The 13764-nt window shown below is 74.2% G+C and carries 14 protein-coding genes; 9 read left to right on the top strand and 5 right to left on the bottom strand.

Features of this window, described 5'->3' with window-relative positions:
* Positions 1 to 40: 40 nt before the first annotated feature.
* Complete coding sequence (locus tag V6U82_RS14595; RefSeq protein ID WP_013287829.1) at positions 41 to 487, bottom strand: SRPBCC family protein; 447 nt, start codon at positions 485 to 487, stop codon at positions 41 to 43.
* Positions 488 to 689: 202 nt separating this feature from the next.
* Between V6U82_RS14595 and V6U82_RS14590 the strand changes: the two genes are divergently transcribed.
* Genes V6U82_RS14590 through gltX form a run of 3 tightly spaced genes read left to right on the top strand, consistent with a single transcriptional unit; the run spans position 690 to position 4736 of the window.
* On the top strand, positions 690 to 2003 hold the full coding sequence (locus V6U82_RS14590; protein ID WP_334461823.1) for a GH1 family beta-glucosidase: 1314 nt from the start codon (positions 690 to 692) through the stop codon (positions 2001 to 2003).
* Positions 2000 to 3277, top strand: coding sequence for an MFS transporter (locus V6U82_RS14585; protein WP_334461492.1), 1278 nt, complete (start codon positions 2000 to 2002; stop codon positions 3275 to 3277). Before V6U82_RS14590 ends, V6U82_RS14585 begins: the two co-directional genes overlap by 4 nt.
* Positions 3278 to 3326: 49 nt before the next feature.
* Positions 3327 to 4736, top strand: coding sequence for a glutamate--tRNA ligase (gltX, locus tag V6U82_RS14580; protein WP_194802226.1), 1410 nt, complete (start codon positions 3327 to 3329; stop codon positions 4734 to 4736).
* A gap of 4 nt (positions 4737 to 4740) precedes the next feature.
* Here the strand turns inward: gltX and V6U82_RS14575 are convergent, their stop codons facing one another.
* Positions 4741 to 5331 carry a copper resistance CopC family protein gene (locus tag V6U82_RS14575; RefSeq protein WP_334461488.1) on the bottom strand — a complete coding sequence of 197 codons (591 nt, stop codon included), beginning with the start codon at positions 5329 to 5331 and terminating at the stop codon, positions 4741 to 4743.
* Positions 5332 to 5523: 192 nt separating this feature from the next.
* On the opposite strand from V6U82_RS14575, the gene V6U82_RS14570 reads away from it, so the two are divergent.
* Positions 5524 to 6186: a hypothetical protein gene (locus V6U82_RS14570; RefSeq protein ID WP_128137290.1), complete on the top strand. Its 663-nt coding sequence runs from the start codon at positions 5524 to 5526 to the stop codon at positions 6184 to 6186.
* A gap of 18 nt (positions 6187 to 6204) precedes the next feature.
* Here the strand turns inward: V6U82_RS14570 and V6U82_RS14565 are convergent, their stop codons facing one another.
* Positions 6205 to 6534 (bottom strand): hypothetical protein, encoded by a 330-nt coding sequence (locus V6U82_RS14565; RefSeq protein ID WP_334461485.1) that lies wholly within the window; start codon positions 6532 to 6534, stop codon positions 6205 to 6207.
* A gap of 103 nt (positions 6535 to 6637) precedes the next feature.
* Between V6U82_RS14565 and V6U82_RS14560 the strand changes: the two genes are divergently transcribed.
* The 5 genes from V6U82_RS14560 (at position 6638) to fabF (ending at position 11679) form a co-directional block, all read left to right on the top strand.
* Positions 6638 to 7912 (top strand): PucR family transcriptional regulator, encoded by a 1275-nt coding sequence (locus tag V6U82_RS14560; RefSeq protein WP_334461483.1) that lies wholly within the window; start codon positions 6638 to 6640, stop codon positions 7910 to 7912.
* Positions 7913 to 8009: 97 nt separating this feature from the next.
* Complete coding sequence (locus tag V6U82_RS14555) at positions 8010 to 9182, top strand: acyltransferase domain-containing protein (protein WP_334461481.1); 1173 nt, start codon at positions 8010 to 8012, stop codon at positions 9180 to 9182.
* Positions 9183 to 10127, top strand: a complete 945-nt coding sequence (locus V6U82_RS14550; RefSeq protein ID WP_120568620.1) for a beta-ketoacyl-ACP synthase III — start codon at positions 9183 to 9185, stop codon at positions 10125 to 10127.
* An 83-nt stretch (positions 10128 to 10210) separates the two neighbouring features.
* The gene (locus V6U82_RS14545; RefSeq protein WP_007072348.1) at positions 10211 to 10450 is read left to right on the top strand and encodes an acyl carrier protein; all 240 of its coding nucleotides are present in this window, start codon (positions 10211 to 10213) and stop codon (positions 10448 to 10450) included.
* A 2-nt stretch (positions 10451 to 10452) separates the two neighbouring features.
* Positions 10453 to 11679, top strand: coding sequence for a beta-ketoacyl-ACP synthase II (gene fabF, locus V6U82_RS14540; RefSeq protein ID WP_091421371.1), 1227 nt, complete (start codon positions 10453 to 10455; stop codon positions 11677 to 11679).
* Positions 11680 to 11733: 54 nt separating this feature from the next.
* Here fabF and V6U82_RS14535 read toward each other — a convergent pair whose 3' ends face one another.
* Both V6U82_RS14535 and V6U82_RS14530 read right to left on the bottom strand, forming a co-directional pair.
* Positions 11734 to 11955 (bottom strand): hypothetical protein, encoded by a 222-nt coding sequence (locus tag V6U82_RS14535; RefSeq protein WP_334461452.1) that lies wholly within the window; start codon positions 11953 to 11955, stop codon positions 11734 to 11736.
* 70 nt (positions 11956 to 12025) lie between these two features.
* Entirely contained in the window at positions 12026 to 13759 is a 1734-nt protein-coding gene (locus V6U82_RS14530) for a glycoside hydrolase family 3 protein (protein WP_436837004.1), read from the bottom strand.
* Positions 13760 to 13764: the final 5 nt, after the last annotated feature.

The raw sequence follows: 13764 nt of genomic DNA, 5'->3' as shown, positions 1-13764 counted from the left end.
GGGCCGTCACCATCGCGGGCGACGCCGGGACGGGGCTCGGTCAGCCGACGGCGGCCAGGTCGGTCAGCCGGGCCAGCGAGTCCTCCAGGTCGGCGCCGACCCGGCGCAGGCCGAGCCGGAGCAGGGCCGCCTTGACGGGTCCGGCGGGCCACCGCACGACGATCAGGCGTACGACGGTGCCGCCGCCCTCCTCGTCCGGGGTCAGCTGGACGTAGATCTCGGTGCGCGCCTCGGCCCGGGCGCCGGCACCCTTCGCGCGTTCGCGCCAGCCGATCAGGGTCGGCTCCTGGAAGGCGATCACCTCGGCCTCGTGCGCGGCGCCGCGTCCAGCCTGGACGAGTTGCCGCCGCCCGAATCCCTCCCCGGACAGGACCTCGGCCGCGCGGACTCCCGCCAGCCAGGCCGGCAGCTGTTCGGCGCGCTGCACGACGTCCCAGACCACATCCACCGGCGCCGCCACGTGCGCGCTTCGTTCCACGAGGATCATGAGTATCTTTCCCCCACTTAAATCACATCCGCGATATTCGGCACTCTATGTGTAAATCGGACTTAAGTGGACGGGTTCGGAAAAGACACGCCGAACCGCCTTGCCTTACCCAGTCATCTCGGCCTATGGCGCAGCGGTCCGCGGAGTCCTAGAGTCGCGAGCACGCTTCACGTTCTTGGAGGGTGACTTGACGACCGCGCCGATGCCCGAGTTCCCCGCCGGCTTCCGCTGGGGGGTCTCCACCTCCGCGTACCAGATCGAGGGCGCGACCACAGTCGACGGCCGCGGCCAGTCCATCTGGGACACCTTCGCCCACGACCCGGGCCGGATCGCCGACGGCAGCACCGGCGACCAGGCGTGCGACCACTACCACCGGTACGCCGAGGACACCGCGCTGCTGGGCGGGCTGGGAGTGTCCGCGTACCGCTTCTCGATCGCCTGGCCCCGGATCCAGCCGGCCGGCACCGGCCCGGCCAACGCCGCCGGGCTGGACTTCTACGACCGGCTGGTGGACGGCCTGCTCGCCGCCGGCGTGGACCCGGTCGCCACGCTGTTCCACTGGGACCTGCCGCAGGCGCTGGAGGACGCCGGCGGCTGGCTGAACCGGGACACCGCCGCCCGGTTCGCCGAGTACGCCGACCTGAGCGCCGCCCGCCTCGGCGACCGGGTGAAGCTCTGGATCACGCTCAACGAGCCGTTCATCCACATGAGCCTCGGCCACGGCGTGGGCGAGCACGCCCCCGGCCGGACGCTGCTGTTCGACGCCTTCCCGGTGGCCCACCACCAGCTCCTCGGGCACGGTCTCGCGGTCGCCGCGCTGCGCGCCCGCAGCACGTCCCCGGTGGCGATCGCCAACAACTACTCCCCGGCGCGCCTGGCCGGCGACACCGACGCGGACCGGGCCGCCGCCGCGGCGTACGACGCGCTGCACAACCGGCTGTTCACCGATCCGTTGCTCGGGCGCGGCTACCCGGACGCGCTCGGCCCCGACCCGGGCGTGGTGCGCGACGGCGACCTGGACGTCATCGCCGCCCCGATCGACGTGCTCGGCGTCAACTACTACAACCCGACCGGCATCCGGGCGCCCGGGGCCGACTCGCCGCTGCCGTTCGAGATCGTGCCGCTGGAGGGCTACCCGCGCACCGCGTTCGACTGGCCGGTGGCCCCGGACGGGCTGCGCGAGCTGCTGCTGCACCTGCGCGAGCGGTACGGCGACGCGCTGCCGCCGATCCAGGTCACCGAGAGCGGTTGCGCGTACGACGACGCACCGGACGCCGACGGCCGGGTGCACGACCCGGAGCGGATCGCGTACCTGGACGGGCACATCCGCGCGGTGCGCGAGGCGATGGCCGAGGGCGTGCCGGTGACCGGGTACTTCGTCTGGTCGCTGCTGGACAACTGGGAGTGGGCCGAGGGCTTCACCAAGCGGTTCGGCCTGGTGCACGTCGACTTCGACACGCAGCGGCGGACGCCGAAGTCGTCGTACACATGGTTCCGGGACCTGGTGCGGCGATGACCACTGTGAACCCGACGCCGGCCTCGCTGCCGGCGGCGCTCGCCGAGCCGACCGTCCCGGTGCGGCGGGGCTGGATCGCGCTGATCTTCGCGGCCAACCTGGGCGTCTGGATGGCGTTCTTCACCCCGATCCAGGTGCTGCTGCCGCAGCAGGTGGAACGGATCGCCCCGGCCGACAAGGAGGCCATGCTGGCTGTGGTCACCGGCATCGGCGCGCTCGCCGCGGTGCTGGCGAACCCGCTCGCCGGGGCGCTGTCCGACCGCACGTCGCTGCGGCTGGCCAACCGGCACTTCGGCCGCCGGCACGTCTGGACCGCGCTCGGCGCGGTGGTCGGCGCGCTCGCCCTGGTGCTGCTGGCCCGGCAGAACACCATCGCCGGGGTGGCGGTGGCCTGGGTGGCCGCGCAGGTCTGTTTCAACGCGATGCTCGCCAGCCTCACCGCCGCGATCCCGGACCGGGTGCCGGTGGCGCAGCGGGGCGGCGTGTCCGGCTGGGTGGGCATCCCGCAGGCGCTGGGCCTGGTGCTCGGCGCGGTGCTGGTGACCGCCGTGGTCACCGGCAACGCCGCCGGGTACGCCGCGATCGCGCTCGCCGTGCTGCTGCTGTCGCTGCCGTTCGCGCTGCTGACCCAGGACGACCCGCTGCCCCGGGAGCACCGCTCGCCGCTGCGGCTGCGCTCGCTGTTCGCCTCGATGTGGATCAGCCCGCGCCGCCACCCCGACTTCGCCTGGGCCTGGTTCACCCGGTTCCTGGTGCAGACCGGCAACGCGCTGGGCACGCTCTACCTGCTCTACTTCCTCACCGACGGGGTACGGGTGGCCGACCCCGAGGGCTCCCTGCTGGTGCTGATCCTGCTCTACACGGTGGGCATGATGCTCACCGCCGTGGTCGCCGGACGGATGTCGGACCGCTCAGGCCGGCGCAAGGTCTTCGTGATCGCCTCCGGGCTGATCATGGCGGTGGCGGCGGTGCTGCTGGCGGTGGCGCCGACCTGGCCGATGGCGATCGTCGCGGCGCTGCTGCTCGGCGCAGGGTACGGGGTCTACCTGTCGGTGGACGCCGCGCTGATCACGCAGGTGCTGCCCGCCGCCACGGACCGGGCCAAGGATCTCGGCGTGATCAACATCGCCAACTCCGCGCCGCAGGTGCTCGGGCCGGCGCTGTCCGCGCCGATCGTCGTGCACCTCGGCGGCTACCCGACGCTGTACGCGGTGACCGCGGCGGTCACCCTGCTCGGCAGCGCCCTGGTCGTGAAGATCAAGGCGGTGCCCTGACCCGGCCCCCTGCCGGAAACCCGTCGCGGTCCGCCGTAGGCTGGGGGGCGTGACGGTACGTGTACGCTTCGCCCCTTCCCCGACCGGTATGTTCCACGTCGGCGGCGCCCGCTCGGCGCTGCAGAACTGGATCTTCGCCAAGCAGCAGGGCGGGGTGTTCGTGCTGCGCATCGAGGACACCGACGCGGCGCGTAACCGGCCCGAGTGGACCGAGGGCATCCTCTCCGCGCTCGACTGGATCGGCATCGCCCGGGGCAGCTACGAGGGCCCGTACTTCCAGTCCTCGTACGCGGGCGAGCACCGGGCCGCCGCGCAGCGGCTGTACGAGGGCGGCCGGGCCTACTACTGCGACTGCACCCGGGAGGACGTGCAGGCGCGTACCGGCCCGCAGCAGCGCGGCTACGACGGCTTCTGCCGCGACCGCGGCCTGGAGCCGGGCGAGGGCCGGGCACTGCGCTTCCGCACGCCGGACGAGGGCGAGACCGTGGTGGTCGACCTGGTGCGCGGCGAGCCGACGTTCGAGAACAAGCTGATCGAGGACTTCGTCATCGCCCGCGGCGACGGCTCCCCGGTGTTCCTGCTGGCGAACGTGGTCGACGACATGTCGATGGGGATCACCCACGTGATCCGGGCGGAGGAGCACCTGCCGAACACCCCGAAGCAGCAGTTGCTGTGGGACGCGCTCGGCGTCAAGCCGCCGGTCTGGGCGCACGTGCCGGTGGTGGTGAACGAGAAGCGGCAGAAGCTGTCCAAGCGGCGGGACAAGGTCGCGCTGGAGGCGTACCGGGACGAGGGCTACCTCGCCGACGCGATGCGCAACTACCTGATGCTGCTGGGCTGGGCGCCGTCGGGCGACCGGGAGATCGTGCCCTGGTCGGTGATCGAGGAGGAGTTCCGGCTGGACGAGGTCAATCCGTCCCCGGCGTTCTTCGACGAGAAGAAGCTGCGCGCGTTCAACGGCGACTACATCCGGGCGCTGCCGGTGGCGGACTTCGTCGAGGCGTGCCGGCCGTGGCTCACCGGCACCGGGACCATCGCCCCGCCGCCGTGGCAGCCCGAGGAGTTCGACCCGGCCGCGTTCGCGGCGGTGGCCCCGCTGGCGCAGACCCGGATCGCGGTGCTCAGCGAGATCGTGCCGAACGTCGACTTCCTGTTCCTGGCCGACCCGCTGATCGACGAGGCGGCCTGGGCCAAGGCGATGAAGGAGGGCGCGGCCGACCTGCTGGACGCGGCGATCGTCGCGTTCGAGGCGCTGGAGTCCTGGGACGCCGAGTCGCTCAAGGCCACGCTGGAGGCGGTCGGCGCGGAGCGCGGGCTGAAGCTGGGCAAGGCGCAGGCGCCGGTACGCGTCGCGGTCACCGGGCGCACCGTCGGCCTGCCGCTGTTCGAGTCGCTGGAGGTGCTCGGCCGCGACCGTACGCTGACCCGGCTGCGCGCCGCCCGCGTACGCCTGGTTTGAGCGGTCAGCGGCGGGCGGCGCGGCGGCGCAGCAGCAGTCCGCCGCCCAGCGCGGCCAGCACCACCACGGCCCCGGCCGCCCACAGCCAGCCCGTACCCCCGTCGTCGTCCGTCCCGGCGGCGGCCGGGGTCGGGCTCGCCGGGGTCGGCGCGGCGCTGGTCGGCGCGACGGTGGTGGGCGACGCGCTCGCCGACGGCGACTCCGCCGGGGTGCCGGTGGTCAGGGTGAACCGGATCTCCCCCTTGACCGGATGGCCGTCGTCGGAGGCCAGCCGGTAGGTCACGATGTAGAGACCGGCCGCGCCCGGCCGGAACGGCACGGTCACGCGCTTGCCGGCGAAGGCCGGCGCGCCGCCGGTCGCTGCCACGTTGTCCGGGCCGGTGACGGTGACCTCGGTGGTCGCCGCCTTCGGCGTGGCGAGGAACCGCAGCTCGATCCGCTCGGGTGCGGCGGCCAGCCGGGCCCCGTCGCGCGGGTCACTGCCGGTCAGCGAGTTGTGCGCGGCGGCCGGCACGGCCGGCAGCAGCGCGGACGCCGCGACCACCCCGAGCACCACCGCCCAGGTACGCGCCACACGGGCGACCCTGCCCCCCATGGTTCCCTCCGTCCGGGTAGGATCCGGCCGATGATCATCGACCGTTCATTGGTCGGTCTCAGCTCGCAGATAGTTCCAAATACTCTTCCACCAGCTGCAACCGAGCGCCGTTCTGCGGAGTCTTGTGGTGGACACCGGGTCCAGTGTGACCTGCAGCGGAAGCCAGCCATCGAACGGGGCGAGGAGGCGGCGATGATCCGGAGGGTGAGACGGCTGCTGGTCGCCGTGACCGGGGGCGTGGCGGCCCTGGCGTGCACGCTGACCCTGGCCGGCACGGCGGCGGTCCAGGCGGCGCCCAAGCCGAAGCCGGCCCCGACCGGCGTCGACATCAGCGGCGAGCGGCTCGACGCACCGCTGAAGCTGCGCGCCGACACCAGCCCGAACGAGGTCAACCTGGTGATCGACCAGGTCAAATGGCTGGGTACGACCGGCCAGCTGCGCGGCCCGGCCGCGAAGGATCTCGGTCCGAAGTACACGGTGGTGGTGCTCGCCGCCGCCGGTCCGCAGCGCACCTACGACCTGTTCCCGCTGGCCAAGGGCGGTCCCCGGATCTACCGGCCGGGCAAGCAGCCGGACCTGAGCAGCACCCGGGCCGGCTGGTTCTTCGGGCGGCTCAACATGCCCGAGACACTGCGTTCGGTCGGCGTGCCGATGCCGGCCCAGTTCGACACGCTCGCCGGCGGCATCGGCGGCGGCGAGCGGGTGCTTCCGGAGGAGGCGCTCGACCCGGTGCAGAACATCGACACCGCGCTCGGCGAACTCCAGCGGCTGCTGCTGCTCAACGTGGGCATCGTGCTGGTCATCACCGCCGGGCTGGCCGGCATCGCGCTGCTGGTCCGCCGCCGCACCCGCTGAGCCGCATCAGGCGGCGCGTCAGCACCAGCGGCGCGGCGGGCGTTCCCGGCGGACGGTGCGGTTGCGCGGGCGTACCGCGCCGTGACGGTGGGCCCCAGCCCAACCCGCCAGGCCGCTGCGGCAACTCCGGTCGACCGGTTCCTCGTCGGCCGGGTGCGCCGGCTCCGCCGCCCGCTGGCGGGGCACACCCGGCTCGTCCTCGGCGCGCTCCGGCGTCCGGCCGGCCGGCTCCTCCCCCTGCGGGTTCAGGCACGGCCGGCGCGGGTGTGTGGCAGTCGCCGGCTGGTCGTGACCCCGCCGGCAGGCTTCACCCTGGGCGCAACCGTGCTCGGCCTCCCCCTGCGCCATCCCGGCCCCCCTCACGCGTCGCCCTCGCCCGCCCGGCCGAGTCTGGCCCGGCGTGCCCTGACACCGTACTGGCCCGGCCGAACAAGATCGTCAGCGCGTACCGGTGGAGATCGTCACGCGGGGGCGGGCCCGTCACCTCGAAGTGGATCCGCTGGTCACGCCGTGTCAGGCTGGTGCGGTGAGCGAACCGGGCGGAACGGAGACGTCGGCGACGCTGCGCCGCATCGAACGGGCGGCGGGCGGGCTGGCCACCGCCAGCGTGGCCCGGATGGACGAGACGCTTCCGTGGTTCCGTGAGCTGCCCGCCGACCAGCGCTCCTGGGTCATGCTCGTGGCCCAGGCCGGCGTGCGCTCGCTGGTGCAGTGGCTGCGCCAGGGCGGCGGCGCGACCGACCGCACCCAGGAGGTGTCGGACGAGGTCTTCGCCGCCGCACCGCAGGCGCTGGCCCGCTCGATCAGCCTCCAGCAGACGGTGGCGCTGATCAAGGTGACCATCGACGTGGTCGAGGAGCAGGTGTCGGAGCTGGCCGTGCCGGGCGAGGAGCAGTCGCTGCGCGAGGCGGTGCTGCGCTTCTCCCGGGAGATCGCGTTCGCCGCCGCGCGGGTCTACGCCCGGGCCGCCGAGAGCCGCGGCTCGTGGGACGCCCGGTTGCAGGCGCTGCTGGTCGACGCGCTGCTGCGGGGCGACTCCCCGGACGTGCTGGCCAGCCGGGCCGCCGCGCTGGGCTGGACGGACGCGCCGCCGGTGGCGGTGGCGGTGGGCCGCTCCCCCGGCGGCGAGGTGGCAGCCGTGCTGCACACCGTCTACCGGCAGGCCCGGCGCATCGGCGTCGAGGTGATCGGCGGCGTGCACGGCGACCGCCTGGTCATCGTGCTGGGCGGGGCGGCCGACCCGGTGGCGGCCACGGAGAAGCTGCGTACCGCCTTCGGCGACGGGCCGGTGGTGGTCGGCCCGGCGGTGCCCAGCCTGGACGAGGCCACCGAGTCGGCACGGGCGGCGCTGGCCGGGTTCCGGGCCGCGCCGGCCTGGCCGACCGCGCCGTGCCCGGTCGCCGCCGACGAGCTGCTCCCGGAACGCGCGCTGGCCGGCGACACCGAGGCCCGCCGCCGGTTGCGCCACGACGTGTACGCGGCACTGGCCCGCTCCGGCGGCGAGCTGCTGGAGACGCTCGACGCGTTCTTCGCCGCCGGTGGCACGCTGGAGAGCGCGGCGCGGGCGCTGTTCGTGCACCCGAACACCGTGCGCTACCGGCTGAAGCGGATCGCCGAGGTGACCGGCTTCTCGCCGCTGGCCCCGCGCGACGCGTTCGCGTTGCAGGTCGCGCTGACGGTGGGACGCCTCGACCCGGTGGTGCCGACGGTCTCCGACCGGCGATGACCGACGACGATCTTTGTAGGTTTCCTCTAAAGGTTCTAGTGCGGTTTCGTGCCGTACGTTACAGCGCGGCACGCCGGTATCCGTCAGAGTCGTACACGTGCTCGCCGTACTCTCTCCCGGACAGGGTTCCCAGAAGCCCGGCTTCCTCGCGCCGTGGCTCGACCTCCCCGGCGCCGAGGCGCGTCTGCGCTGGTGGTCGGCGCTGGCCGGGGTGGACCTGATCCACCTGGGCACCCGTGCGGACGCGGACGAGATCAAGGACACCGCCCGTACCCAGCCGCTGCTGGTCGCCGCCGCGCTGCTCGCCGCCGAGCACCTGCCGATGCACGACGTCGGGCTGGTCGCCGGGCACAGCGTCGGTGAGCTGGGCGCTGCCGCGCTGGCCGGGGTGCTGCCCGCCGAGTCCGCCGTGACGCTCGCCGGCGTACGCGGGCGGGAGATGGCCGCCGCCTGCGCGCTGGAGCCGACCGGGATGGCCGCCGTGCTCGGCGGTGACCCGGACGAGGTAATCGCCGCGCTGACGGCGCACGGGCTGCACCCGGCCAACCGCAACGGGGCCGGTCAGATCGTCGCGGCCGGCGCGATCGACGCGCTGGACAAGCTGGCCGCCGAGCCGCCGGCCCGCACCCGGGTCATCCGGCTCCAGGTCGCGGGCGCGTTCCACACGCCGTACATGGCGACCGCCGAGACCGCCCTCGCCGCGGTGGCCGCCGGCGTCCCGGCCTCCGCGCCGGCCCGGATCCTGCTGTCCAACCTCGACGGCACGCCGGTCGGGCACGGCCCGGAGACGGTGCGGCGGCTGGTCCGGCAGGTGACCGCGCCGGTCCGCTGGGACCTGTGCATGCGCACGCTGGCCGACCTCGGCGTCACGGGCGTGATCGAGCTGCCGCCGGCCGGCACCCTCGCCGGGCTGGTCAAGCGGGAGCTCAAGGGCGAGGGCGCACCGGAGATCGTCACCCTGAACACCCCGGCCGACCTGCCCGCCGCGCGCCGCCTGATCGCCCGGCACGCCGGCGGTCCCGCCGCCCGCCCGGCCGCGCCGCCGTTCCGGGTGGTCGTCTCCCCCGCCGCCGGCCGCCTCGACCGGTCGGCCGCACCGGCCGAGGGCGCCGAGGTACGCGCCGGGCAGCTCCTCGGCCACGTCGCCACCGGCCGGGGGCCGGTCGAGGTGACCGCGCACGACAACGGGCCGCTCGTCGAGTGGCTCGCACACCACGACGACCCGGTCGCACCGGGCCAGCCCCTCGTCCGTATCGGAGGAACGCACTAAATGGCCGGCAGCCGGATCGTCGCGATGGGGCACTACCAGCCCTCCCGCGTCGTCACGAACGACGAGATCGCGCAGATGGTGGACACGAACGACGAGTGGATCCGGGACCGGGTCGGCATCGTCACCCGGCGGATCGCGGGCGACGAGACGGTGGCCGACATGGCCACCGCCGCCGCCGGCAAGGCACTCGCCAACTCCGGCCTCACCGCCGCCGACATCGACCTGGTCGTGGTGGCGACCTGCTCGTCGGTGGACCGCAGCCCCAACGTGGCCTGCCGGGTCGCGGCCAAGCTGGGCATCAACGCGCCCGGGGCGTTCGACCTCAACACCGCCTGCTCCGGTTTCGCGTACGCGCTGGGCACGGTGGACCACGCGATCCGGGCCGGCGCGGCGCGCAACGCGATCGTCGTCGGCGCCGAGAAGCTCTCCGACTTCACCGACTGGACCGACCGCTCGACCTGCATCATCTTCGCCGACGGCGCCGGGGCGGCGGTGGTCACCGCGACCGCCGACGACGAGCCGGCCGGGATCGGGCCGGTGGTCTGGGGTTCCGCGCCGGAGAAGAGCGACGCGGTCCGGATCGAGGGCTGGCAGCCGTACATCACCCAGGAGGGGCAGTCGGTGTTCCGCTGGGCCACCACCGCGATCGCCCCGCTCGCGCTGCAGGCCTGCGAGCGCGCCGGGGTGGATCCGTCGGAGCTGGCCGCGTTCGTGCCGCACCAGGCCAACGCCCGGATCATCGACGGCATCGCCAAGCGGCTGAACATCCCGGACGCGATCATCGCCAAGGACATCGTCGAGTCCGGCAACACGTCGGCGGCGAGCATCCCACTGGCGCTGTCGAAGCTGGTCGAGCGGCGCGAGGTGCCCTCGGGCGCCCCGGTGCTGCTCTTCGGCTTCGGCGGCGGCCTGACCTACGCCGGTCAGGTCGTGCGCTGCCCCTGAGACCCCCTCGGGCGCGAACGCGCCGAGGTGTGTGACCGGCGACGCCGGTGACACGTGACCCCCGATGAGAGGAACCAACCGCAATGACCCGTGACGAGATCACCGCCGGCCTCGCCGAGATCCTCGAAGAGGTTGCCGGCGTGAACCCGGACGACGTGGCCGAGGGGAAGTCCTTCACCGACGACCTCGACGTCGACTCGCTCTCCATGGTCGAGGTCGTGGTGGCGGCCGAGGAGAAGTTCGGCGTCAAGATCCCGGACAACGAGGTGCAGAACCTCAAGACCGTCGGGGACGCGGTCAGCTACATCGAGGCGCAGTCCTGATCATGAGTCGTCCCGACGTCGTCGTCACCGGGCTCGGCGCGACGACCCCGCTCGGCGGGGACGTCGCGTCGACCTGGGACGCCATGCTCGCCGGCCGCTCCGGGGTGAGTGCGCTCACCCAGGAGTGGGCCGCGCAACTGCCCGTCCGGATCGCCGCCGAACTGGCGGTCGACCCGTCCGAGGTGCTGGACCGGGTGAAGCTGCGCCGGCTGGACCGCTCGGAGGCGATCGCCATCATCGCCGCCCGGCAGGCGTGGGCCGACGCCGGTCTGGACGAGGCCGGGCCGGACCCGGAGCGGCTGGCGGTCAGCGTCGGCTCGGGCATCGGCGGCGCCACCACCCTGCTCGCCCAGGACGACATCCTGGAGGCGTCCGGACCGCGGCGGGTCTCGCCGCACACGATCCCGATGCTGATGCCGAACGGCCCGGCCGCCTGGGTCGGTCTGGAGCTGGGCGCCAAGGCCGGCGTGCACACGGTGGCCAGCGCCTGCGCGACCGGCGCGGAGGCGATCGCGCTGGGGCTGGACATCATCCGCGCCGGCCGGGCCGACGTGGTGGTGGCCGGTGGCACCGAAGCGGTCATCCACCCGCTGCCGATCGCCGGCTTCAGCTCGATGCGGGCCATGTCGACCCGCAACGACGAGCCGGAGCGGGCCTCCCGGCCGTGGGACTCCGGCCGCGACGGCTTCGTGCTCGGTGAGGGCGCGGGCGTGGTGATCCTGGAGCGTGCCGACCACGCCGCCGCCCGGGGCGCCCGGGTGTACGCGCGCCTGGCCGGCGCGGGCATCACCTCGGACGCGTACGACATCGTGCAGCCGCACGCCGAGGGTGAGGGCGCCATCCGCGCCATCGCCCGGGCGGTCGCCGACGCGGACGTGGCCCGTACCGACATCGTGCACGTCAACGCGCACGCCACCTCCACCCCGGTGGGGGACATGCTGGAGATCGGCGCGCTGCGTCAGGCGGTCGGCGACCACCCGGTGCTCACCGCCACGAAGTCGATGACCGGGCACCTGCTCGGCGCGGCCGGCGCGCTGGAGTCGATCGCCACCATCCTGGCCATCCGGGACGGCGTGATCCCGCCGACGATCAACCTGGACGACCCGGACGAGGGCCTGACGCTGGACGTCGCCGCGCACAAGGCGCGTCACATGGAGATCCCGGCGGCGCTGAACAACGCGTTCGGCTTCGGCGGGCACAACGTGGCGCTGGTCTTCACCCGCCCCTGAGCGGATGTGCGGAAGGGCCCCTTCTCCGTTCGAGAAGGGGCCCTTCCGCGCGTCTCAGCCGCGGTTGCGGGGGTGCTGCCGGGCGGTCCGCTCGTTGCCCCGCCGGTAGTTGCCGGTCCACCGGGCCATGACCAGCTGCGGGTCGTCGCCGGCCTCGGCCAGGAACTGCGCGGCCCGGCCGCCGCGCAACGTGGCGGCGACCCGGTTGTGATGCGTGATGACCACCGTGCCGTCGGCGCGCTCGACGTAGCGGAAACCCTGTGCTGCCTCTCCCATGGGCGCCACCCTGCCAGCCGGGGCCACCCGGACGCATCCGGGTTTCGGCGCGGCCGGGCGGGCCGCCGGGTCAGGTGCGGCAGGTGGTGGCCGGCAGGCCGGAGACCGGCACCGGGGAGCGCCCGGCCGGGCGGGCCTTGCCGGCGAGCACCGCGGCGAGCCCGGTCATCGAGGCGCGGGTGGACGAGTAGGTCGCCATCAGGGTCGGGGACTTCGCCCCGGACAGCACGTACGGCGTGTCCATCGCCACCGTCACGGCGGCGTCGGCGCGCAGGTCCTTCGCGCCGTCGCCGTACCCGACCAGGTGCACCACAGTGCCGCCGGAGGGCACCACCTTGACCCCGGCCGCGGTGAGCGCCTCGGTCAGCAGCTTCCGGGTGCGCTCCCGGCCGCCGGAGGAGGTGACGCTCACCGGCCCGCCCACCGCGCCGCCGCACTTGCCGCGCAGCACCGTCACGGCGGCGGTGGCCAGGTCGTCGGCGGCCTTGCGGTGTGCGGCGCCGTCGAGCGTGGACAGCGCGGGCGCGTCCCGCCCGGCCAGCCGGAACTTCATGGTCAGCACCCGGGTGACCGCCTCGACCAGGCGGGCGCGGGGCAGCGAGCCGTCCTTGAGCGCGGCGCGCAGCCCGTCGTACGCCTGCTTGACGTTCGGGGTCATCAGGATGAGGTCGTTGCCGGCGTTGAGCGCACGTACGGCGGCCTCGCCCGGCGACCACTTCTTCGCCGGGGCCATGTTCATCCCGTCGGTGATCACCACGCCCTGGAAGCCCATCTGGCCGCGCAGCACGTCGGTGAGCAGCTTGCGCGAGAACGTCGCGGGGGTGCCCGGGTCGACGGCCTTGACGTCCAGGTGGGCCGACATCACCGCCATGGCCCCGGCCCCGATCCCGGCCCGGAACGGCGGGAACGCGAGGCGGTCCAGCTCGGCGCGGGACTGCTTGATCACCGGCAGTTCGGTGTGCGAGTCCTCGGCGCTCAGGCCGTGCCCGGGGAAGTGCTTGACCGCGGCGCCGACGCCCTCCGCCTGCAGGCCGCGTACCGCGCCCGCCACCTGCGGGGACGCGGTCGCCGGGTCGGCGCCGAAGGACCGGGAGCCGATCACCGTGCTGCGAGTGGCCAGCACGTCGGCGACCGGGGCGAAGTCGAGGTTGATGCCCATCGCGGCCAGTTCGGCCCCGGCGGCCCGCCAGGCGGCCTCTGTCAGCGCCGGGTTCCCGGCGGCGCCGGCGGCGAGCGGGCTGGGCAGCAGCGTCACCCCGTCGGTGATCCGGGTGACCACGCCGTACTCCTGGTCGGTGCCGATCAGGAACGGCGCGGCGCCGGCGGGCAGCTTGCCGGCGGCGGCGCGCAGGCCGTCGGTGAGCGCACGAACCTGCTTGGGGTTGTCCACGTTCGTGGTGGCCTGGTTGCCCGAGGTCGGGTCGTCGGCGCTGAAGCCGACCAGGATCACGCCGCCGAGCCGGTACTTCGCCACCATCTCGGCGGGGGTGTCGACGCCGGCGAGCGCCCGGTTCCCGGCCGCCGACCCGGCCGAGACCTCGGTGGCCGAGCTGCCGTACGCGTACGGCATCAGCACCTGCCCGACCAGGTCCTCGTCGCTCAGCGTGCCGGCGAGCGCGGCGGCCCGGGCGGCCGGATCGGCGGCCGGCGACTCAGTCGGCGCGGGCGCGGCCGACGACGGCGCCGGGCTCGTCGGGGCAGGCCGGGGCCGGTCCGGCCCGTCCGAGCACCCGGAGACGAGCAGCGCGGTCAGTGCGGCGAGCGCGACGGCGGAGCGCCGCGAGGAAATCGACACGCGGCCCACCGTAT

Origin of the sequence: Micromonospora sp. CPCC 205554 (assembly GCF_036902745.1) — a bacterium.
Taxonomy (GTDB): Bacteria; Actinomycetota; Actinomycetes; order Mycobacteriales; family Micromonosporaceae; genus Micromonospora; species Micromonospora tulbaghiae.
This window is presented reverse-complemented; position numbering and strand designations above follow the sequence as displayed.

Bases quoted from the DNA above. Each gene is read 5' to 3' on its own strand.
- V6U82_RS14595 (WP_013287829.1), bottom strand. From the start codon at position 487: ATGATCCTCGTGGAACGAAGCGCGCACGTGGCGGCGCCGGTGGATGTG.
- V6U82_RS14590 (WP_334461823.1), top strand. From the start codon at position 690: ATGCCCGAGTTCCCCGCCGGCTTCCGCTGGGGGGTCTCCACCTCCGCG.
- V6U82_RS14585 (WP_334461492.1), top strand. From the start codon at position 2,000: ATGACCACTGTGAACCCGACGCCGGCCTCGCTGCCGGCGGCGCTCGCC.
- V6U82_RS14575 (WP_334461488.1), bottom strand. From the start codon at position 5,331: ATGGGGGGCAGGGTCGCCCGTGTGGCGCGTACCTGGGCGGTGGTGCTC.
- V6U82_RS14570 (WP_128137290.1), top strand. From the start codon at position 5,524: ATGATCCGGAGGGTGAGACGGCTGCTGGTCGCCGTGACCGGGGGCGTG.
- V6U82_RS14565 (WP_334461485.1), bottom strand. From the start codon at position 6,534: ATGGCGCAGGGGGAGGCCGAGCACGGTTGCGCCCAGGGTGAAGCCTGC.
- V6U82_RS14550 (WP_120568620.1), top strand. From the start codon at position 9,183: ATGGCCGGCAGCCGGATCGTCGCGATGGGGCACTACCAGCCCTCCCGC.
- V6U82_RS14545 (WP_007072348.1), top strand. From the start codon at position 10,211: ATGACCCGTGACGAGATCACCGCCGGCCTCGCCGAGATCCTCGAAGAG.
- fabF (WP_091421371.1), top strand. From the start codon at position 10,453: ATGAGTCGTCCCGACGTCGTCGTCACCGGGCTCGGCGCGACGACCCCG.
- V6U82_RS14535 (WP_334461452.1), bottom strand. From the start codon at position 11,955: ATGGGAGAGGCAGCACAGGGTTTCCGCTACGTCGAGCGCGCCGACGGC.